The organism is Thermobaculum terrenum ATCC BAA-798, from assembly GCF_000025005.1.
In the GTDB taxonomy this organism is placed as follows: domain Bacteria; phylum Chloroflexota; class Chloroflexia; order Thermobaculales; family Thermobaculaceae; genus Thermobaculum; species Thermobaculum terrenum.
This window is the reverse complement of record NC_013525.1, coordinates 1,609,313-1,630,929: the sequence shown is the minus strand read 5'-3', so window position 1 is coordinate 1,630,929 and position 21,617 is coordinate 1,609,313. Positions and strand designations below refer to the sequence as shown.

Below are 21,617 nucleotides of genomic sequence, written 5' to 3'. Positions count from 1 at the left end.
CAATAAATAACGATATTTTGCTTGTGTAGGAGGATTTGAATGGATAGCCCTTATGAGACACAGCTTGCTCGCATAGCTCGGAGGCTGGAAGAAATACGATTATGGCGTCATGCTATGGAGTGTCCAGTAAGAGATTGGACATTTATATCGAGCAAGCAGGAATACAGTCTGAAATTGGGGGATTTTTGGCCTGTAGTTGAGACTCCGGTAAGGATGAAAGCTACTGCAGTAGTCCCTGCTGAATGGAAAGGCAAGGCGGTGAACCTAGAACTCTGGCTTGGAGGGGAAGGATTCGTAAGCCTTTCCAATGGGGTAAAGGGTGGACTGGATCCCTTCCATAGGACCTACAAGATAGCAGATGTAGCCGAAGGGGGCGAGTCTATAAATATAAATGCTGAGGTTGTTCCCAAGGGCATGTTCGGCCAGCATGTTAGGGAACCTAGGATTGAGTGGGCACAGCTGATAGTTCCTCAGCAAGAAGTAATTGACCTGGATAGAGACCTCACGATGATTCTTGAGGCTTCGCAGCAGCTTGGAAATCATGAGGTAGTTCCCTACTTAATAGGTGCCGCTGAGGAGGCATTAGCTATTATCTCGCGTGCCTGGCCCTCTAACACCGAGGTTACTGTGAGGCGTTTGCAAGAGGGTTACGAGAATCCCATAGGCAATGGTGTTACTATGGTGCCTCTTACCTATCTACGAGAGGCTATAGATATAAATCCCTTCGATAGAGTTATATGGAACTTCCCTTGGTCTGATAAGCCCGCACCACCTCTACCTTCAGAGGCTGTTGAAGCTATCAATGAAGCTCGGAAGACGCTTAGGTCTCGCTTAGAAGAGATAAAAGAAAAATTTCCACCGCATGGTGCTATTGCCCTCACTGGACATGCGCATATTGACTTGGCATGGTTGTGGCCTTTGGCAGAGACTCATAGAAAGGTTAGGCGTACCTGGTGGTCTGTAGTCAACCTGATGAAGACATACGAAGATTTCACTTTTAACCAATCATCTGCTCAGGCTTATGAGTGGATGGAACACGAGGACCCTGAGCTATTTGGGGAGATTCAGAAGCTCGTCAAGGAAGGGAGATGGGAGCCAGTTGGCGGCTCATGGTGTGAGTCCGATTGCCAAATTACTGGTGGTGAATCCTTCGTCCGGCAGCTGTTTTATGGTCAACGCTACTTCCAGGAGAAGTTTGGAGTAAGGAACGAAGTAGCTTGGCTTCCAGACGTATTTGGGTTCTCAGGGGGGATACCACAGCTACTACGTGGTGCTGGAATCAAGAACTTCTTTACTATCAAGCTTACATGGAATGATACTAATCAATTCCCCTATCACCTGTTCTGGTGGGAGGGGATCGATGGTTCGAAGGTAAAGGCTCATATATTTTACAATCCAGGACAAGGCTATAACGGACATATAGCACCTCTAGATATACTTGGCACTTGGCGCAATTACAAAGCCAAGACTTTACATCCTGAGACGTTGCTGGCATTTGGTTGGGGAGACGGTGGTGGAGGACCTTCGGCGCGCATGCTCGATAACTACCAGCGTCTCAAAGATTTCCCGGCTATGCCAAGGTTGAGGATGGCGCACGTGGAGGATTACTTTGCATCATTGCCAGATGCTCTTCCAAAGTGGTCTGGTGAGCTCTACCTGGAATTCCATAGAGGAGTGTATACGTCTCAGGCTAAGCAGAAAGAACTGAACAGAGCCTCTGAACATAGACTTCTCGAAGCCGAGATGTTTGCTGCCATCGCTAGCCGTTACGGATACACTTATCCGAAGGAACAGTTTGATGCTGCTTGGAAGGACTTATTGCTCTGTCAGTTTCACGACATACTGCCAGGATCTAGCATTCATGAGGTCTATCAAGACTCACACAGAATGTTGGAGAATGTAATATCCACTGCTGAAGCGATAAGGGATGAGGCCCTGGCTTTTATTGCTAATGTAGACTCTAAGGGTAACGAAGCACATAGCGTTCTCATAGCTAATGCCTCTCTCAAGGAAAGACCTCTGACGCTGATAGTAAGAGACTTACCATCTGGAGCTACTCTGGTTGATCAGAATGGCAATACTCTACCATATCAGCAGGTAGATGAAGGTGTCCTAATACATGCACTGAAGAGTAGAATCCCTGCATGTGGATGGCAGGTGTTCCAAACGTCCAGCGAGCTATCTGGCGAACTAGAGGTGGAGGATCAAGTATCCGTAAAACAGGCTGGTGAGAAAATAACTATTGAGAACGAATATTTATTCGTAGAGATAGACGCTGATGGTACTTTATCCAGAGTTTACGATAAAGAAGTAGACAGAGAGGTTCTACAAGGCAAGGGTAACCAAATTTGGGCATATGTTGACAAGCCTCGTATGTGGGACGCCTGGGAGCTTGAAGCTAACTACACTGCAGAGGGTGCACCCATAGATCAAGTCGATAGTATAGAAGTATTAGAGGCAGGCCCACTGAGGGTAGCAGTAAAAGTGGATAGAAGCTGGCGAAGCTCTAAGGTAACTCAAATTTATAGATTGCTCTCATCCTCCCGCAGGCTGGATATAGAGACTCACATCGACTGGCACGAACGTAATGTCATTCTTAAGGCTCATTTCCCACTAATGGTGCATACAAGAACTGCAACCTATGAGACTATGTATGGTGTGCATCAGCGTCCCACACACAGAAATACTTCTTGGGATGCAGCGAAGTTCGAGGTTGTAGCTCATCGTTTTGTGGATCTATCTGAGACTGATTATGGAGTTGCCATACTCAACAACGCTAAGTATGGCTACGGTGTTTTGGATAGTGAAGTTTCTGTGACGCTTCTGAAGAGTGCTGTATACCCGGATGTAATTGCTGACGAGGGTGAGCATAAATTTATCTACAGCCTCTACCCACATATTGGGGATTGGACAGAGGCTAACGTGGTTGAAGAGGCCTTTTGGCTTAACAGTCCATTGGTATCTGTTACCACGTCTGGGCAGGGGTCCAACACTAGTCGTTTCTCACTAATAACTAGTGAGGGTTTGCCTCTAGCAGTTGGTGCTGTAAAGGTATCAGAAGACGGAAGTGGTTTAATAGTCCGGTTGTATGAACATAGAGGTGCAAGGGGAACTGCAATACTAAGTTGCGGATTGTCACCAATCTCGGTTCAAAGGGTCAACCTTCTGGAAGAGCCAGATACAGAATCTGCTCAACCCAAGCTTGAGGATGGGAAGATAGTCCTGAGTGTCAGGCCCTTCGAGGTTATATCTCTTAGGCTGGAGTTCTAGCTCGATATATAGCTACCCCAAGAATGCTACCATTCTTGGGGTAGCTCTTGTTCTGTTTTATTTGGCGAAGCATAAGCGCGAAGTAAGCAGCTACTTGTTATTGTCTGCTTGGATTGTCTCTCTGTCTAGATTGTGGATGGGTAAAGAGAAGCTAAAAGTACTGCCCTTAGAGGGTTCGCTTTCTACCCATATATGGCCACCATGTGCTTCTACTATCAACCTGCTGATGTACAATCCGAGACCTAAGCCTTCATTCCTTCCCCTGTTTGTTCTGTAGTATTTCTGAAAGAGTTTGGGCACATCTTCTGGTTTGATACCTGGCCCTTGGTCCTTCACAGATATTATTAGATTATTAGATGATACTTTTGCTCTGACTATTACATCTGTCTCAGGTGCAGAATATTTCAGGGCGTTTGTCACAAGATTGCCCAGTACTCTCTCGATTCGATCTACATCTACGTCTAACGTACATCCACGCTCTATTACCAGGTGTACGCGGGAGCGGTTTGCAGGCACAGTTACCCTTTCTATCGCATCTGGAAGCCAGCTTTCTAAGTCCACTCTTTGAAGCTTCAGCTTGACAGCGCCTGCCTCCAGACTTGCTCTATCTAGTAGATTCTCTACCATGCGGGTAAGTTGTCTTCCCCCACCTATAATGGCATCTACATTACGCTCTTCTCTTTCAAGTCCCTTTTCCCTGAGTAAGGTCTTGAGTATTTGTGAGTGACCTATAACCACGGACAGTGGGGTCCTAAGGTCATGAGATATCAGGGATAAGTATTCTTCTCTAGCCTGCTCTAGCCTACGGAACTCTGTCATATCCCTAAAAGCTACTATGACTCCTATTATTCGACCATCTAGCGTGATGGGAGAGGATGTGCAGGCAACCTGTATAGTTCCACCGTCTAGAGTACGGAAGGTACAATCATCGTTACGATAGATCTTCCCCTCTAATGGGACATTTACCAGGAGAGAATTGTCATGCCCTTCGACTGATACAAGTTCTACAAAGCTCTTGTTGCGAACTTTATCGAGGGTACACCTGAGCATCTGGCAAGCTGCTGGATTCATAAAGGTGATGTATCCTTCTTTATCCAGTGCACATATGCCCTCTGCCAAGCTTGTAACCATGACGTCGGTCATGGTTCGTTGCTGATCCAGCGCTCGTTGTGTTATCTGTCTTGCTTCTACGTGGTGGGCGAGAGCACGATAGACAGCGATAGCGGGCAGCAACAGCAGAGGCAATGCCCACTTGTTGGAGTAAGCAACTACTACTATCAGTGCTCCTATTGCCAGCTGAGATATATATTCTAAGATTCCAAATCTGGCTCGTTCAGTCCAAATCCTGACTAAGCTCTTGCCTGTTTGGAGAGCAACTACCATTGATACCGCTAGAGTGTTGATTAGGAAGATAGCTATTGCTGCCAGTACTAAAGGTGTCCAAGAGTATAAAGTCCCCAGATCTGGCCTTAGATAGTCCCATCCTAGAACCATCAGCAATAGAGCTCCGCAGCCAGCTTGTAACATTCTTTGCGATGCATTAAAGATGGTCTGGATGAAGGGGCGCCTAGTCATGAGTTGAGCTATAACAGAGCCAGCACCTGCTATTATCATCGCTACATAAGGTTGAAACATAAGAGCGGAGGCGAAGATGACACTGGTATCAAGGGTAGCTCTCGTGCCAGCCGCGAACTCGAGGGGGAAGAGGCAGGCAGCTATCATGAAGACTATAAAGGTTAGTATTAGTATAAATCTCTCATAGCTAATACTATTTGTATGTGTAAGGGAGATTAAAAAAAGACAGCATACTAAAGCTGCAAGAATAAATACATATATCCTTACAGCTCTAGAGCTGTCTTTCATACGTATATTTCCAAGGGTGAACCAGTAATTCTAGCCCTGCTAGGCGCCTTGGTTGTGCTTAATAACGACGGCTGCCGAATGGTTATGGGTATTAACTTTGCCCCATTCCCATCCAGAGCTACCTTGACGGTAAGTCCCCCATTCCCAACCTGTGGCTGCCGCTAGGGCCGCTATTAAAGCCAGAACTACTAATACTTTTCTTATGCGCGTGCTTATCTTCATTTTTTGCCCACCTTGTACCTAATCGCCCTTAGAAAGAGTATAAAACATATTTTACTGAAGTACTAGTACCTGTAGATAGCAATTCTTGTTCCTGCAAGTTTACAAGTCTTTTACAAATGATTGCGATTTGTTACCGCCACTTTAATTCGTTCATTTCTATACTCCTAACACCTGGTGAGCTTAATTCTGGAAGGAGTGTGAATCAAGGTGGGAAAGTACCCATGCCTGGATGAGAACAGGCGATATAGATCCTTTCCTTGTTCAGAGTGTTGGGCAGAGACCTGCATATTTGGGAAGAAGCCAGCCAAGAAGCCCAAGATTACCTTAGCACCTGGTCAGAAGGCGTGTGAGATATGCGGTACACCTTATCAAGCATACGGAAAGAGCAAGTACTGCTCGGATGAGTGCAGGCGTAAAGCTATATCTCAGCAACGTAAGAGAAGACGTACCAAAGTATCTGACATGATTTACTAGCTACGGAGGATGAAGGCTATGGCAATCAAAATAATTAAGAGTAGAACTAGGTTTGAAAGGGTAGCAGCCTTAGAGCAACTCAGTAACGATTGGTGGCAGCTACACAAAGCAGCTCAAGCTAGAAGGTACGATTCAGTTATATGGCATCTGCATAAGATGAAGGTTTTCTCGAAGATGCACAAGATGTCTCTTCCCGAGATGTTAGTGGCAAGTGGCTCGATCAAATAGGGGTTAATTTCGTATAATATGATCTGGGCCGTTCGGGGGTCGTCTAATGGTAGGACAACAGACTTTGGATCTGTGAGTCGGGGTTCGAGTCCCTGCCCCCGAGCCAAGGGCTGAGGTATAGTGCCTCCTCAGCCCTTATTTTATGAACCTTCTTTTCCCAGCTTATTGGGAACTATTGGGTGCCAAAGCAATATCGAGTATGCGTATTAGTCCTATTTGTGGTCTTTTATGACTTCGGGGCTTATTCTTCCCGTACGTACTCTCTGTATTCTTGTGGGGTTAGAAGATTGTCCAACTCACTCTCATCCCTGGGTCTTACTTTGATCATCCATCCTTTGCCATAGGGATCAGTGTTTACCAGAGCGGGATCATCAGCTAGAGCGGAGTTAATTTCCACGACCTCTCCCGATATAGGACTATATAGGTCGCTTGCTGTCTTCACAGAGTCTATGCTCCCAAAAATTTCCCCTTGTTGAACAGTGCTACCCACTGCTGGGAGGTCAACAAAGACAACATCTCCTAACTCCCTTTGGGCATAGTCTGTTATCCCCACCACAGCCAAATCATCTTCCATTCTAAGCCATTCGTGTTCTCTAGTATACTTCAGATCTTCCGGAATCAACTTTCCCCTCCTCTTTTTCTACTGTAGAACGGTAGTTGTACTATCTCAGCTTTTACTGGCTTGTTCCTAATTACTATGTCGATTAGAGTACCTGTTCTTGCAAATAGGCTTGGTACATACCCCATACCTATCGGTTTCTTGAGAGTGGGCGAAAATGTACCACTTGTGACAAAACCTATCTGTCTACCCTGTTTTTGTATAGGCTGTTCTGCTCTAGGTACTCCCATTTCAAGTAGAGTAAATCCTACCAACTTCCTAGCTGGACCCAGCTGTTTCTCTCTCTCAAGCGCTTCTCTGCCTACAAAGTCTCCTTTGTCCAGTTTCACTGCCCAGTCGAGACCTGCCTCATACGGATTGACCTGTTCGCTTAATTCATGTCCGTAGAGCGGCATACCAGCCTCGATGCGTAATGTATCTCTCGAGCCCAATCCTGCAGGTTTTAATCCTGAGTCTTTCCCTGCATCAAGCAGGGATCTCCATACAACTGTAGCTTTATCCCAAGGCAGGAAGATCTCGAATCCATCTTCGCCTGTATATCCTGTGCGGGCTATAAGTGCATCGATGCCTGTTACTTCTCCCTTGGTGATGTGGTAGTACTTCAGATTTCGAAGATCGACTGACGTCAATTTTTGTAGAATCCCCTCGGATTTAGGCCCCTGTATCGCTATAAGAGCGGTCCTATCCGATATATCTTCGAGGTTCACCTTCTCGAAGCCCAGCTTTTGATGAGATAACCACTCTAAATCCTTCTGTGTATTGGCAGCATTGACAACCAATAAGTATTTGTCTTCGTCCAGCCTATATAGTATGGCATCATCTGCTACTGAGCCGTCAGTGTAAGGAATAAGTGTGTACTGAGCTTGTCCAATCTTTAGCTTGGCAGCGTTATTGGTTAGGCAATAATTCAAGAAATGTACAGCATTTTCCCCTGTTATCTCGAACTCACCCATGTGGCTTAGGTCAAAAATCCCTGCATTTGTTCTTACTGCTTGGTGCTCAGTTATTACTCCTTCATACTGTAATGGCATTTCCCATCCAGCGAAGTCGGTCATCTTCGCGCCCAGCTTGAGATGCTCATGGTATAGAGGTGTTTGCCTGGTGTTTTTACTCAACCTAGAAGCCTCCTATTAGTCAAACCGCGGCGTATTCTAGAATCACGAACATAGAAAGTCAACTTATAAGAAAATTTTTACACATAACGTGATAGTATTGCCCCTAAACCCTTTCTAGGTATAAACAAGGTTCACAGGCAAAATGGGCTGACCAAATCCTCAGTATGTGATAGAGTATTTGTCTGTAAGGGACTGCCAGGATGCTTAGCTGGCACAAGCATACGGCCACGGGAACGGAGAGGGGAATGGCAGTAAGAGAACAACGTCACCTTGCTATAGCTGACTCAGACTTCGCATGGCTTCGTTTGGCAATAGTTTTAGTTACTGGTATGGCGTTGTTGGTGGGTATGATTAGGGTTGGCAGCCCTATGGTATGGCTAATTATCGGGATAGCAGCAGTCTATGCTGTTGCCAACAGCTTCCTGGACCTTCATAGAAGATTTAGAAGCATATTCACGTACAGGACTTATGCTTTTCTGGATTTATTACTGATTACCCTGCTTGTCTACTTCACAGGCGGCCAGAATAGTCCTCTATTTCTGCTTTATGGCATACCTCTCTCTATTGCTGTTCTGAGATATGGTGCAGATGCTGGTGCTGCCTACTGCCTGGTGACTACTGCTCTCTATTCTTCGGCTGTCCTCTTCCATGGTCTCAATGGGCCCTTCCATTGGTTGGCTCAGATTGGACTTCTATGGGCCTTGTATTTGGTTATGGCGTACGTCTACTACTCTGACGATACTCGTCAGGATAAAGCACGGCGGAGAGATGAGCTCGGAGCTCTACATAGGGCGGCAGCTGCGCCTATACATACAGGAGATATACCTACCGTCATAGGGAATATACTTAGCGGAGCCTTAAGTGCTACCAATTGCTGTTGGGCTGCAGTATATCTTTACGAAGAAAAGGATGACCGTTTTACTGATTGTTACTCCCTTTCTTGTAGCGATCTCGATAGCGATGTAAAGCATGAAACCCCCTGGGTAGCACCTTCAGATATCCTGTATACGGTAATCTACACTAACTCTCCAAGAAACACTCAGGATTTATTATCAGACAAGCGTTTCCAAAATTCTGTACTGAACAATGGCATCATTAGATCGGCAGTTATAATGCCGATGTTTGCTCCCGGTGCAAAGAGAGTGGGAGTTTTTGTGTTAGGGAGAGAAGAACCTCATAGGGTCTCACAGCATGAACTGCGATTTGCCTCTACATTGGCTGTTCAAGCAGCAGTCAGCATCCATACGGCATTCTTATTTGAAGAGGCGAAGACTATTGAGGCTGCAAAAGAGGCTGATAAGCTTAGATCCCAACTCCTCGGAACTGTAAGTCATGAATTAAGAACTCCCATAGCTGCTATTCAAGGCTTCGCATCTTCTTTGAAATGCGCAGATGAGGTTGAGATACCTAAGGAGATGCAGCAAGACTGGATCAATGAGATAGAACAAAATGCTGAGAGGTTAAGAAGATTAGTTACAGACCTTCTGGATTTATCCAGACTCGAGTCAGGTGCGCTCAGGATGCAGATGGAATGGCAGGATATGAACGATGTGCTTGATGAACTAGCACCTGACCTCCAAATGATAGCTGAAGGTCGTAATCTTGTAGTGCAGGTCTCGGATACGCTTCCGCTTATCAAGTGCGATGCCGAGAGGATAGGGCAAGTCCTGCGCAATTTGGTCGAGAACGCTAGGAAGTTTTCTCCTCCCGGCAGTAACATCGTCGTGGGAGCTGAGAGATATGAGAATGGTATAAGGGTGGGTGTTCTAGACGAGGGAGAGGGTATACCTCCCGAATATCACGACAAGATATTCGAGCGATTCTTCCAGATAGAAGGGGCATCATTCAGACCTCAAAAGGGTACAGGTTTGGGACTTGCTATCTGCAGGAATATAGTAGAGGCGCATGGTGGACGTATATGGGTGGAGAGTAGCCCTGGCAAGGGCTCCATATTCTACTTCACCCTTCCAGTTACTGGGAGTTGACATGGCTAGGATACTTGTGGTTGAAGATGAACCTAGCATACTCAAGCTTATAAGCCAGAACCTAACTCTTCGAGGCTTCGATATAGAGATTGCCACGGATGGTGAAACTGGCCTTACTCGGGCTAGAGAGGGTAAATACGATCTCATACTGTTAGATCTTATGTTGCCAGTAATATCTGGCTGGGAGGTTCTGAGGGAATTAGGAAATCAAGGCATACTCGATCGTGTGCCAGTAATAGTTGTTACCGCTGCAGCACGTGAAGAAGACGAGAAGAGAGCTCGCTCCCTTGGCGCTAGAGACTACTTAGTAAAGCCTTTCTACATAAAGGAGCTTCTGCAGTGCGTTTCAACGGCACTGTCCAGCCATAATCAGGCAGGTAGGAATAAACAGGAGAAGCCGAGCAGGAGGTCATCATGAAGAAGGAAACAATAGTAGTAGTAGATGATGAAAAAAGTATCCTAAAGTATATCTCTCAGCAATTGAAAGCCAAGGGTTATAACGTATATCCAGGTATGAATGGTGAGGAAGCTATTAGTCTCGTAGAGCAGCACGATCCTGATCTGCTGTTACTAGATCTAAAGATGCCTGTGATGAACGGCCTGGAAGTATGTAAGCGCCTAAGGGAATGGTCCAAGGTACCGATCATAGTTATTAGCGCTTACGATGACGTTGAGTACGTTGTGGAGGCCCTAAACTCAGGAGCTGATGATTACGTGCGCAAGCCATTCCATCAGGAGGAGTTGTTCGCTAGGGTAAAGACTCAACTTAGAAGGGCTGAAGAAAGGCCTTCACAGCAGGTACAGTCGGTCTTCAGATGTGGGCCTTTGACTATTAACTTCTCTAGACGGCAAGTCACTCTCAATGATGAGGAGGTCAAGCTCACGCCCACTGAGTACTCTATACTAGAGCAACTTGTTCAGAATGCTGGCAAAGTAATGACTCATCAAATGCTCCTAAACAGAGTTTGGGGACCTGAGTATACCGAAGAAAACGAGTACCTTAGAGTCTACATAGGTAGATTGAGAAGAAAGCTTGACCCAGGTCCTAATGGCCCCAAGTTTATAGTTACCGAGCAAGGAGTTGGCTATAGGTTTGTGGATGCCTGCTCACAATAGCTACCCGGAGGATATTTTCTGTTATTAGAAGTAAATATGAATACGTTGAGGATTGCTCACAAAGCATTTATCTGTGAAGGTGAAGCAATCCTCAACGTCTAATAATCTAGACCAAAAGATTTATCTCTGGATTTTACTTAGTTCCTCCTCCATTGCCTTGGCATCAAGCGATCCCATATGTACGTCTACTACTTTCCCGTCGGGTGTTATAAACACGTGCACAGGTAAGGTATAGATTCCAAGTGCATTCGCTATCTTGCCATCCGAATCCATAGCTACAGGCAGTCCTTGCAAACCTGTTGTTTCTAAGTAAGACCTGATAGTACCTTCTGATTCGCCTACGTTGATAGCTATCAGCTTCCCGCCTTTGGATTCAAACTTCTTCCCCACAATTGCCATGTCAGGCATCTCCGCTCTACATGGCCCACACCAGGATGCCCAGAAGTTCAACCACACGGGCGATCCCCTTAGATCTCTCATGTCTATGTGCTTCCCATCCATCATAGTAATCGTCCAGTTAGGTACTTGGTCACCTACTTTTATAGGTCTAGAGGGTAAACTTACACTGTTTCTTGAGCTGCTGAGAAACATCCATGCTAGCAGAGCAGCTAATATCGAAGCTAATATGATGAGCCCAACTAGTAGTCTTTGGTTGGACTTCTTGCTGTTTCTGATTTCTTCCTCGCTATTGTAAACCGCCATAGCTATGCAGACTCTCAAAAAAATAATTCCCAGTAAACGTCAACCCCGCCAGCAATAAACTAACTAGGATAAACAGGTCTCCTCTACTCTTTAGTTTACCCTGATCCCTCCTAGTATGCAGGTATGCCCCTATGGATAGCCAGGTTGCAAGTGTAGAGGTTTCTTTAGGATCCCAGTTCCAATAGTAACCCCAGGCAACGGATGCCCATATCGAGCCGAAAAGCAGTGTTGCCCCTAATGCTAGGAACGCTATGCCTGCAGTGTTATAGGAGATAGATTCTGTTCTGTCTATTAGTAACGAATACTGGTCTCTCCACAGGAATTTACAGAGATACTTCAGTAGCGTGCTCAATGCTGAGCACAATAGTGTACTATAGGCCACTAGAGCAGATGTCACATGTAGAAGGAGCATAGTGTTATTTTGCAATGCTGGAGGAGCTGGAGTAGGCAAGCTGTTTAAGAAACTTGAATACACGAGGACAATCAGGCTCAGTACCGATAGCGAGGCGTTAAGTAACTTGGGGTACACTTTTAGATACAGGAATAAGTTGACTAACAACAAGCAAAAAGCTAGAGATACAGAGAACTCATACTGGTTAGTAAAGGCAGGTTTACCTGTAATCAGGGATCTCAATGCGAAACATAAAGCCAATAATAGGATTGATGAAAGTGTGAATAGAGAGAATAACTTATAAGATATTGAATGACGTCTGTCAACATAACTAATACTAAGAGTACTGTACCTATAGTTTGTTAACAGCACGTCGGAGATGGCAGCGAAGACGGCGAACAGGTTCAAGATTGTTGCTGCGTAAACAGCATACACTAATTGTTGTCCCAACCAGTACATAGCTGTTTACCACCTAAGGACTTTAGAGCCCGTGAGAAGTCTATAAGCGGCATACAGTCTGCCTTAAGATCACAGAAGCAGTTGTCGTTATTGGCATACAAGTCAAATACTAACTTGCCTTTTCTCCTGATGAACATACCGGCAGAGCCGACTAGTAAAAGTCCCCCGCCTAACCACACCGCTGGTGAGAATGGTTGATAGCTGAATGATAAGCCGACGTATCTATCTTCCCTTAAGAGCATAACCCTCAGCCTGTCTATGGTTTGAGGGGCTGTCCGCGATACTATTTTTGTTCCCATATGGCTAGTGCCAGATTTATACAGATCTACTTTGACGGTACCGGCTGGGATATCTGGATCATAAGTATTCTCCGGTGGTACGCTGACTTTGAGGTCATAATTTTCAACTTGTACTACCCCATAGCTTCTCCCGATGTCATCTTTTGATGTTAGGGGAATGCCACCGTCGAACACTAATCTCCCACTTGTATCATAGACTCTCATTATCGCTGCTTGCCCAAAGGATCTCAGATGCAGACTGATGCCTTCGTAGGCTACGGGGTTATTAACTCTAAGGGGATAGTTGCTAACTACCTTCTTATCTCCTTCGTAGAGGTCTATCCTCGCGATGTAGTCTATAGGGGATGAGATTAGAGGATCCCACGAAGTACTTAGTCCGTTACTTACTACGCTTAGATCCGTCCTAGGTATATCTAACCTTTCCCTATTGGGTACTGGTATATCTGTTATCTGCCATCCGTATATAGAGTTTAGTATCACTCCTAATAAAAGTAATATAAAGCCTAGGTGGGCAATCCAAAGAAGCCAGGTGTTTTTCCAATGCTTAGTTGCATATATAGCCAGGCTGTTGTCCGATACTTGTAGGGTAATGCTGAAGCCCAATGAACTCAGATACGCCCTGATTCTGGAAGCTACGAATAAAGGTTCAGTTGAACCAAAGTCATATGTTTGATGTATGTATCTTCTCCTTGGGGAGGATATTACGTTGGATGGGAATCGTGTAATCAAGTAGGCAAAAACTGATAAAGCTATAGATAGCCAAAGTATTATGAACCACCAGGAGCTAGATACAGTGAATATCGATAGAGAAGATAGGAACGCGGTTATGCTAGCCTGCAGGTCAGTTCTATTTTCTAGCCATTCTAAGGCTTTTACAGGATCTCCTCGTGTTTGTAACGGCACTTGTGGTATAAGCGTTGCAGCCACCAGTACCAAGATTAGTATTGAGATTTCTAGGATTACTAATCTTATAGAGAGTAGAGCCCTCAGGTTGTTGACATAAGCCTTATCTTGTCTGACCTTAGAGGACATAATTACAAGTCCAAGTGAGTCTTTTGGTAATTATAATACTCCTTGCTCGGTTGCTAAGTTTCACGTTATCATACGACATGTCCAAGACTTTGTTTGACTACCATAACCATACTTATCTCTGTGGACACGCCACCGGCACTGCTGAAGAGTACGTAGTTGCGGCTATAAGACTCGGCCTCACAGAGATAGGTATATCTGATCACATCCCAATGTACTGGCTTCCAGTGGATAAGCGTGATCCTACTATTGCTATGTCGGAAGATAAGCTTGAATCCTATGTTGATACAGTCCTGTCGCTCAAGTCTGTATATCCTGAGATAACTATCAGGCTGGGAATAGAGGCCGATTATATCCCTGGATCGGAGGAAAAGCTAGAGAGATTACTTGAGCAGTATCCGTGGGATTACGTTTATGGCTCTGTGCATTTTATAGATGATTGGGGCTTTGATAATCCCGAATATGCTCATAGATACGAAGAATGGGATCTACTGGAGCTTTATGAGAAGTATTTTGAGATTATAGCTAGTGCTGCTAGGTCGCGACTATTTGACATAATAGGGCATATAGACGTGATAAAGAAGTGGGGACATGAACCACTAGAGAGCCCTATAGAGCTCTATAAGCATGTTGCTGACGTAATAGCTGAATCAGGTTTGGCTGTTGAACTCAATACAGCTGGTTATAGAAAGCCTGTTGGGAAGCTGTACCCTTCGGGGGACCTACTTAGGGAGTTAGTATCTAGAGAAGTAGATTTTGTGCTAGGATCCGATTCTCATCAGCCTTCCGAGGTTGGTTATAGGCTAGAGGATGCCCTACATGAGGCTCAGGCTTATGGAGCTATTCGCTTAGTTGGCTTCAGCCAACGACGAAAGTTTTCGATGGGACAAGTTGAGTAAACCTTGGTATGGACTCATACCTCATGCTAAAATATGGATGAGCCCGATTAGCTCAACGGATAGAGCACCTGGCTTCGGACCAGGGGGTTAGGGGTTCGAATCCTCTATCGGGCGCCAAGTATCTTGCCTATCTGCGGTAGGATTTCCACCTGTGTGTCTATCAAGTCCGTACCTGAAAGGGCGAGTCTGGAACAGTTATATAGAACCTCCTGTTAGCAAGAACGATAATTCCCCTAATGAGACTTACATCAGTTTTGATAGAGGAGTTCCTATCTCGCATATGTGGCCCTATTCTCGCTTAGGTTTGTTGCACGACTACAATAAGCCTTAAAGGCACTCGTGAATCATTAATAGCTGGAAAGATCTTACCAACAAATTATCTTCAGCAGATTCCCTTGCAATTCTAATAACGTTGTTTACGGACATACCTTGTCTATGTTCTAAGGGATCTAGAATTACCCACTTATGAAGCCGTAACGGATTGGGGATATACGAACTGATAACGCTGTTTGGCTTTTTACTTGACATTATGTTAGCTGCTATTAAAATCACTTTCTGTCGGCAAGGGGCGCGGGAGCAGAAGCCCAAGGAGGATTAGAGATGGCTACGTATGTAGTGCTCTTAAGGTTTACGGAAGAGGGTAGGAAAAATATCGGTGATGTAAGCGGCCTCGATGCGGCAAAGCAAGCTGCAGAACAGATGGGCTTGCAGTGGAGGCAGTGGTACATGACCCTTGGAAGATATGATGCTGTGGTTGTACTTGAGGCTCCGGATGACGATACATTTATGAAGTTTGCGCTTTCGCAGGCAAAAACTGGCACCACTGTTAGTGAAACCCTCAAGGCTTTTACTGAGGATGATTTCAGGCGGATAGTCGCCTCATTACCTTCCTAAAGCTAGCGTTTACTACCGAATGCCTAGTGGGGACATATCTTTAAGTTGTCCCCACTAGGCATAAATTTCCTGTATCAGGCTACTACTTCTGATGGAATACTGCTTATCTCTGTAAAGCCCGCAAGCTCTGTTGATGGGTTCATCATGTCGACAGCCTCAAGCAGCATAAGCCCAGATTCATTTATACTGTTTTGTCCCACGAATCCAGCAGCTCGGGCCAATTCGAGAGCATCTTCAAATGATTTGCGCGCTAGACCACTAGCCTTTATTGCATGATCTAAGTTTCTCGGAAGCATCCTTACCTTTTTCTCTTTCACATATAAGGTACCGACATGATATAGGGCTTGTAATACTCTTATTATGGTCGGATTAACTGGTTCTCCCAGCCCCTGTGGTCTACCGGATAATGCCACATCCATGTGTTCACCGGCTAGGGTTTCTACGATGTTACCGTCCGGTAGGATGTCAATAAGATGTCTGGCCTCTAATTTCTCCAATGCCCACCGAATTCGCTCTTTAGGTAGGTGGGTGAGCTCGGAGTATAGCTCATCTATCGTCATGCCCTTTGGGGGAATAGTCTGGAATACCTCCATCTCATACTCTGAGAGATAAGGCATGCGTATGGGTTGTTCTGCAAGCTTTGCGTAGAACCAGCCAGAATCAGAAGGCTCACTAGTACCGATAAGTCCTGATTCCTTAGCTTCTTGCCACCATTCCACATTGGGTGAAGAGAAGGTTTTGCGTGTCATAGTTATAGCCTTAACTGCTACCGAACTAATATCTCTCTGATTCTGTGTTTGCTCCTGTAGTACTCTCCTACCCCAATCAGTCAAGCTATATACTGCTTTGTTGTCATGCTCTTCCTCGCGGATGAGGCTAAAAGCTTCCAGCGCATACAGACCCTGTCGTAGATCGAAGTTGTCGTCATACCAAGCTGCCAGGTCCTTAGCCTCCTGAAATCTGCGAGCTATGAGCTGGTATTTTTCAGGCATCTCCTCAAGCTTGCGCCCATACCGCTCTAGGAGATCCTTGTACTGCCTGATCTTACGGTCTATCATCTCGCGCCGAATCCTATCGAATGTGGGTACGTCCTCAGGGTTGGATTTGGTTTTCTCCCATACATGATCTATAGCTTCCATTATCTCTACTTCTTCGGCCTCAAGCGCGAAACTCCACACGTCCTCACGAGGACCATCTTTCCACAGACGGTAGGCCTCGAGCAGCCATTCTCCGGAAAGTAGCAATTCGCCATTGTTACCTACGTAATTGAGGGTTTGAAGTAGAGAAAGCCCTGCAGGTGTGCCCTCGCCATCTACATGCTCGGCCAAAGCTATAAATATGTCCTCGCTAATAACAGTACCTTCGGCAAATCCTCCATCTTGGAGGGCCATTTTGATAGCTTGGCCTAGAGCAGTAAATGCATAAACATCTGAGTTTGGAACAGAATAGGCTATCAGCCTCATTGCTTCTAATAGGTGCTCTTCGTGGCTTCCAGTGGGCAGCAGGCTTGAATGCGCCGGCCCTAGGGGCACATCTCTTACGAAGCCCGCAAGTTTGTCATCTACTTCGATGCGAGGTGTTATTTCCCTATACAGGTTCAGGATTTTTTTACCTGCATTCGAAAGAGCTATATATTCTTTCTTCGTCTCATCGTTCCTCACTCTCTGAGCTAAGCCCCTCTCCATAAGTGCCTCTTGTGCAACTGGCCCTACCCTGCCAGCTTTGTGAGCAGCATCCAACATCGCTATGATCTCGCTACCTAAAAATCTCCAATCCTCGGTCCATTCTTGAGGAGGGGCTAGTCTTCCCTTTTCTAGGATGGTTATGTTTGCTTGCTCGTCATCGGCCTTTTGGTCTTTTCCTTGATAGAGGTCGTGTAGAGTATTTGCCAGCTCGCTGCCTGCATAGGTAAGGGTGATTCTTATAGGAGTCTCATATCTGATAAGCCCCATAGCCTCTAGCTCTTTGACCATCTCCTCCCCTTCAGGGACCTCTGTGAATGACTTACCATTAGACATATCGGTCAATATTTGCTCCAGCAAGAGGGCGTGCCGCTTAAGAATTACCATTGCCTACACCTCCTTGCATTGTCGTGTAGATGTGGGAAGAGCGACCTCTGGCGAATGGGGGATAATAGCCACCTTGATTACAGCAAGTTCTATGCAAAGGCATAGAGGAATCACAGCCAAAGGCTATTAACCCTCCAGCAGCCTGGCTGCAACTACACCTGCTTTCTTTATAGTTTCGGCTTCATCAAGCATAAGTAACTGACCATTCTCTACTACTTTGCTGCCATTAACCCACACATGCTTAACCATGTCCTTGTTAGCGGAATACACCAAGTGATGTACGTAGTCGGAGGCTGTGGTGGCTGGTAGAAATTCTGGCCTGTCTATATCTAATGCGATAACGTCTGCTTTCATGCCGTTAGCTATAACTCCGATATCACTCCTATGGATAGCCATTGCTCCTAACCTAGTTGCCATCCATAGGGCTTGTTCAGCTGATATTACAAGTGGGTTCTGAGATACAGCCTTGGCAATCAGAGGTGCAAACTTTAGCTCTTCCCAGAGGTTCAGGTTGTTGTTAGATGCTGCACTATCCGTCCCCAAACCTACATTGACTCCGGCCGAAAGCATTCTGTTTATGGGTGCTACCCCTACTCCCAACTTGGCGTTACTGATTGGACAATGAGCCACGCCGGCGTGGTGACGTGTATATATATGCTCATCTCCCTCTTCTATCCATACGCTATGTGCTGATATTACCTTGGCCTCAAAGAACCCAGCTTCTTCAAGAGCACCGACAGTAGATCCTAAACCTTTGGAGTTGAAGTTGTCCCGTTCTTCCTTGGTTTCTACTAGGTGTATATGAACTGGCAGATCATTGCGCTTAGCTTCGCTGCTTATCTCCTTGAGGGCTTCGAATGGCAAAGTATATGGAGCGTGTGGACCTAATCCTGTGTGGATCCTGCCTGTGTAGTTCTCCCAACGCCTGCAGAAGTCTATTACTGTGTTAGTTCGCTGATCCCAATGTCCCAAAGCTTTCACTAATCCTGGGACTTCGATTATTCCAGGAGTTATAACTGCTCTGATACCTGTATCTAGTGCTGCACGCACTAAACCTTCTTCAAAGAAGTACATATCTACGTAACAGGTAACTCCTGACTTGAGCATCTCGATGGCTGAGAGTAGAGAACCTACGTACGCATCTTCGTCTGTAAGCTTGGCCTCTAATGGCCAAACCCTTTCCTGAAGGAAAGTTCTTAAGTCGACATCATCGGCCTTGGACCTAAAGAGCGTCATGGAAGAGTGCGTATGAGCGTTTATGAGTCCAGGCATGAGAAGGTACCCTCCTAGGTGTACCTTCTGATCATAATCGCCCTCGTATTTGGGTCCTACAAACGCGATTCTGTCGTCTTCAATAAGGACATCTCCTGGCCTCAAGACATTATGCGACTCGTTGCAGGTAACTACCACTGCTCCAGAAAGCAACGTTTTCATGACGGTTATCTCCAGCTATGAAGGTAGTTGATCTGCTCCTTGGTAAGAGATCCCACTCCCATGCCAAGAGACTTAAGTTTTAGCCTTGCTATTTCTTCGTCCAATTCCTTAGGGAAATCGTGAACTCCAGGCCCCAGTTGATCGTAGTGCAGAGCAACGTGCCTCATTCCTAGTGCCTGTACTGCAAATGTCATGTCAATTATCTCGACTGGGTGTCCGTCTCCAGCGACTAGATTTACCAGGAAACCCTCAGCAAGTAGATGTATGCGTCTACCATCCGGAAGTACATACTCAGTAATGTATCTACGCGCTTCTCTCTTTTCTTTAGCGATGGCTTCCAGTCCTTTCACGTTAATTTCGTCATCCAGGCCCCCTGCATTGGCCAAAATGGCACCATCTTTCATCTGTTCGATATGCTGGGTGTCTATCGCATGCGGGGAACCCGTGGATGTAACAAATATATCTCCATAAGAAGCGCACTTCTCCAAGGGGTGTACCTCAAATCCATCTGCCCAGGCTTCTAGACCCTTCACCGGATCCACCTCTACGACAGTTACTCTCGCGCCTAGGCCTTTAGCCCTGCGTGCAAGCCCTTTACCACACCAGCCGTATCCTATGACTACTACTTCTCTCCCCGCTATGAATAGGTTGGTGGCTGACATTATCGCCGTCCATACGGACTGACCAGTACCGTATCTGTTATCAAAAAAGTGTTTGCACATAGCGTTATTGGCGGCTATTACCGGCAATCTCAGCACCCCTTGCTCCTGCATAGCCAGGAGCCTTGTTACACCTGATGTGGTTTGTTCGGATGCGCCTCTGACTTTTGATAATAGATGTTGGTAGTCTGTATGCAACATGCGAACGAATTCTGCTCTGTCATCTATGAGGACATCTGGCTGAAATTCCAGCACTTTCTCTAGGTATTTTCTAAACTCATCATCTGATACCCCTGATATCGCGTAAACCCTCAAACCTCTAGCGACTAGAGCAGCTGCTACATCATCCTGAACATAGGCTGGCCCTGTACCTGTAACCACTACCTCAGCTCCGGCATCTGCCAGCACTGTTGCTAGAAAACCGGTTTTAGCTTCTAGAGGTACTATGATTCCTATCTTAAGCCCGCCTATGGACTCCTTGTTCAGGTATTTCTCGCGCAGGGCATTCAATACAGGGGAGTGCTGATCAACCCACTGAATTTTTCTTTCACCACTAGGCGCTAGAGATGGGTCTTTGATTATGGATTCATTGGATATCATTATGATGTCCTCCAGGAATTGAGATATTGCTGCTGTTTCTGAGTCAGTCCCTCGAGCTTTATACCAAGGGTCTCTAGTTTGGTTTTGGCTATGTTCTTGTCGATCTCCTCTGGTAGGTTATATACTCCTGGTTGTAACTCATCTCTATGCTTGGCTACGTAATGGGCGGATAGTGCCTGTACTGCAAATGTCAAGTCTATGATCTCTACTGGGTGCCCATCGCCTGCAGCTAGATTCACAAGCTCGCCATCAGCTATTACGTGTATTCTACGCCCATCTTGCAACCTGTACTCCTTGATGTAAGGCCTGGCTTCTTGGACGCTCACACTTATGCTGCTTAGATCTTGAAGATTTATCTCATGCTCATAGTGTCCGGCGTTGGCAATTAGAGCACCATCTTGCATGACTTCAAAGTGCTCCTTGCGTATGGCATCGATGTTGCCTGTAGCTGTTATAAAGAACTCGCCTTCGCGAGCTGCTTCCTGCATGTTCATTACTCGGAAGCCATCAGCTATAGCTTCAAGAGCTTTTACTGGATCTACTTCCACGACAATGACCCTTGCTCCCATGCCATCTGCATAGCGTGCGAGCCCTCTCCCACACCACCCATATCCTATGATCACTACTTTTCTACCTGCCATGAGTAGATTAGTTGAGCTCAGAACCGCTCCTATGGCTGACTGTCCAGTGCCGTACCGGTTATCGAACATATGCTTACACATAGCATCATTGGCTGCAATTGCTGGCCATGGGAGTACTCCATCTTTTTCCATAGCCCTCAGTTTGATTACTCCCGTAGTTGTCTGTTCAGAAGATCCTATGACTTTACTTGCTAAGTGAGGTCTGTGCGTAATGAGCCTGCTTACGAGTTCTGCTCCATCGTCTATTATGATCTCAGGTTCAGTGTCGATAGTATTTAGCAGGTGTTCCTCCCATACCTCTCGAGGGCAATCCTGCTTGGCATAGACCGTAATGCCCCGACTTGCCAGAGCTGCGCATACATCATCTTTTGTTGAGTGAGGGTTAGATCCGGTAACGACTACTTGTGCACCACAGTCGGCTAGTATAGTCGCTAAATAAGCGGTCTTGGCCTCCAGATGTACGCACAATGCCAGGCGTTTGCCCTGGAAAGTCCCATCGTTCAGAATTGTATCCCTCAGGCGGTTAAGCACAGGAGAATGTTGGGCTACCCATTCAATTTTGCGTTCGCCTTCTTTTATCAAGTTGGCATCCGGAGAGATACTCATGCTTGCCTCCAGTATTATTGTTTTGATTGCCGCTATGGACTTA

18 protein-coding genes and 2 tRNA genes are annotated in these 21,617 nt (G+C 45.9%); 9 read left to right on the top strand and 11 right to left on the bottom strand.

What is annotated here, in order from left to right:
* Positions 1 to 39 precede the first annotated feature (39 nt).
* Entirely contained in the window at positions 40 to 3,270 is a 3,231-nt protein-coding gene (locus TTER_RS07640; protein WP_012875442.1) for an alpha-mannosidase, read from the top strand.
* A gap of 90 nt (positions 3,271 to 3,360) precedes the next feature.
* Here the strand turns inward: TTER_RS07640 and TTER_RS14765 are convergent, their stop codons facing one another.
* Together TTER_RS14765 and TTER_RS15610 are read right to left on the bottom strand one after the other, a co-directional pair.
* Positions 3,361 to 5,133: a sensor histidine kinase gene (locus TTER_RS14765; protein WP_012875441.1), complete on the bottom strand. Its 1,773-nt coding sequence runs from the start codon at positions 5,131 to 5,133 to the stop codon at positions 3,361 to 3,363.
* Between the two features lie 39 nt (positions 5,134 to 5,172).
* Positions 5,173 to 5,355 (bottom strand): hypothetical protein, encoded by a 183-nt coding sequence (locus tag TTER_RS15610; protein WP_012875440.1) that lies wholly within the window; start codon positions 5,353 to 5,355, stop codon positions 5,173 to 5,175.
* 492 nt (positions 5,356 to 5,847) lie between these two features.
* On the opposite strand from TTER_RS15610, the gene TTER_RS07630 reads away from it, so the two are divergent.
* A complete protein-coding gene (locus TTER_RS07630) occupies positions 5,848 to 6,057 on the top strand; it encodes a hypothetical protein (RefSeq protein ID WP_012875439.1) in 210 nt (69 codons plus the stop codon).
* 32 nt (positions 6,058 to 6,089) lie between these two features.
* Positions 6,090 to 6,163, top strand: a tRNA-Gln gene (locus TTER_RS07625).
* A 135-nt stretch (positions 6,164 to 6,298) separates the two neighbouring features.
* Here the strand turns inward: TTER_RS07625 and gcvH are convergent.
* Together gcvH and gcvT are read right to left on the bottom strand one after the other, a co-directional pair.
* Positions 6,299 to 6,679 carry a glycine cleavage system protein GcvH gene (gene gcvH / locus TTER_RS07620; protein WP_012875438.1) on the bottom strand — a complete coding sequence of 127 codons (381 nt, stop codon included), beginning with the start codon at positions 6,677 to 6,679 and terminating at the stop codon, positions 6,299 to 6,301.
* Positions 6,676 to 7,791 (bottom strand): glycine cleavage system aminomethyltransferase GcvT, encoded by a 1,116-nt coding sequence (gene gcvT / locus TTER_RS07615; RefSeq protein WP_012875437.1) that lies wholly within the window; start codon positions 7,789 to 7,791, stop codon positions 6,676 to 6,678. The genes gcvH and gcvT overlap by 4 nt, the downstream gene beginning before the upstream one ends.
* A gap of 245 nt (positions 7,792 to 8,036) precedes the next feature.
* Between gcvT and TTER_RS14760 the strand changes: the two genes are divergently transcribed.
* Genes TTER_RS14760 through TTER_RS07600 form a run of 3 tightly spaced genes read left to right on the top strand, consistent with a single transcriptional unit; the run spans position 8,037 to position 10,892 of the window.
* Positions 8,037 to 9,776 (top strand): GAF domain-containing sensor histidine kinase, encoded by a 1,740-nt coding sequence (locus tag TTER_RS14760; protein WP_012875436.1) that lies wholly within the window; start codon positions 8,037 to 8,039, stop codon positions 9,774 to 9,776.
* 1 nt (position 9,777) lies between these two features.
* Entirely contained in the window at positions 9,778 to 10,194 is a 417-nt protein-coding gene (locus tag TTER_RS07605; protein ID WP_012875435.1) for a response regulator transcription factor, read from the top strand.
* On the top strand, positions 10,191 to 10,892 hold the full coding sequence (locus TTER_RS07600) for a response regulator transcription factor (protein WP_012875434.1): 702 nt from the start codon (positions 10,191 to 10,193) through the stop codon (positions 10,890 to 10,892). Before TTER_RS07605 ends, TTER_RS07600 begins: the two co-directional genes overlap by 4 nt.
* Before the next feature lie 120 nt (positions 10,893 to 11,012).
* Here TTER_RS07600 and TTER_RS07595 read toward each other — a convergent pair whose 3' ends face one another.
* The 3 genes from TTER_RS07595 to TTER_RS07585 are packed head-to-tail and all read right to left on the bottom strand — an operon-like array spanning position 11,013 to position 13,775.
* Positions 11,013 to 11,594: a TlpA family protein disulfide reductase gene (locus TTER_RS07595; RefSeq protein ID WP_012875433.1), complete on the bottom strand. Its 582-nt coding sequence runs from the start codon at positions 11,592 to 11,594 to the stop codon at positions 11,013 to 11,015.
* Positions 11,578 to 12,444 carry a cytochrome c biogenesis protein CcsA gene (ccsA, locus tag TTER_RS16380; RefSeq protein WP_012875432.1) on the bottom strand — a complete coding sequence of 289 codons (867 nt, stop codon included), beginning with the start codon at positions 12,442 to 12,444 and terminating at the stop codon, positions 11,578 to 11,580. The genes TTER_RS07595 and ccsA overlap by 17 nt, the downstream gene beginning before the upstream one ends.
* Complete coding sequence (locus TTER_RS07585; RefSeq protein WP_012875431.1) at positions 12,420 to 13,775, bottom strand: cytochrome c biogenesis ResB family protein; 1,356 nt, start codon at positions 13,773 to 13,775, stop codon at positions 12,420 to 12,422. Before TTER_RS07585 ends, ccsA begins: the two co-directional genes overlap by 25 nt.
* Before the next feature lie 23 nt (positions 13,776 to 13,798).
* Here TTER_RS07585 and TTER_RS07580 point away from each other — a divergent pair, with 23 nt between their 5' ends.
* The 3 genes from TTER_RS07580 to TTER_RS07570 all read left to right on the top strand — a co-directional run bounded on the left by TTER_RS07580 (position 13,799) and on the right by TTER_RS07570 (position 15,565).
* Complete coding sequence (locus TTER_RS07580) at positions 13,799 to 14,671, top strand: histidinol-phosphatase (protein WP_148211919.1); 873 nt, start codon at positions 13,799 to 13,801, stop codon at positions 14,669 to 14,671.
* 41 nt (positions 14,672 to 14,712) lie between these two features.
* Positions 14,713 to 14,788: transfer RNA gene (locus TTER_RS07575), tRNA-Arg, on the top strand.
* Between the two features lie 483 nt (positions 14,789 to 15,271).
* Positions 15,272 to 15,565: a GYD domain-containing protein gene (locus TTER_RS07570; RefSeq protein WP_012875429.1), complete on the top strand. Its 294-nt coding sequence runs from the start codon at positions 15,272 to 15,274 to the stop codon at positions 15,563 to 15,565.
* Positions 15,566 to 15,639: 74 nt separating this feature from the next.
* On the opposite strand, the gene TTER_RS07565 is transcribed toward TTER_RS07570, so the two are convergent.
* The 4 genes from TTER_RS07565 to TTER_RS07550 form a co-directional block, all read right to left on the bottom strand.
* Positions 15,640 to 17,634, bottom strand: a complete 1,995-nt coding sequence (locus TTER_RS07565) for a DUF505 domain-containing protein (protein WP_012875428.1) — start codon at positions 17,632 to 17,634, stop codon at positions 15,640 to 15,642.
* Positions 17,635 to 17,760: 126 nt separating this feature from the next.
* Positions 17,761 to 19,068, bottom strand: a complete 1,308-nt coding sequence (locus TTER_RS07560; RefSeq protein WP_012875427.1) for an amidohydrolase family protein — start codon at positions 19,066 to 19,068, stop codon at positions 17,761 to 17,763.
* A 5-nt stretch (positions 19,069 to 19,073) separates the two neighbouring features.
* The gene (locus tag TTER_RS07555) at positions 19,074 to 20,327 is read right to left on the bottom strand and encodes an adenosylhomocysteinase (RefSeq protein WP_012875426.1); all 1,254 of its coding nucleotides are present in this window, start codon (positions 20,325 to 20,327) and stop codon (positions 19,074 to 19,076) included.
* Complete coding sequence (locus TTER_RS07550) at positions 20,327 to 21,574, bottom strand: adenosylhomocysteinase (protein WP_012875425.1); 1,248 nt, start codon at positions 21,572 to 21,574, stop codon at positions 20,327 to 20,329. Before TTER_RS07550 ends, TTER_RS07555 begins: the two co-directional genes overlap by 1 nt.
* Positions 21,575 to 21,617 lie beyond the last annotated feature (43 nt).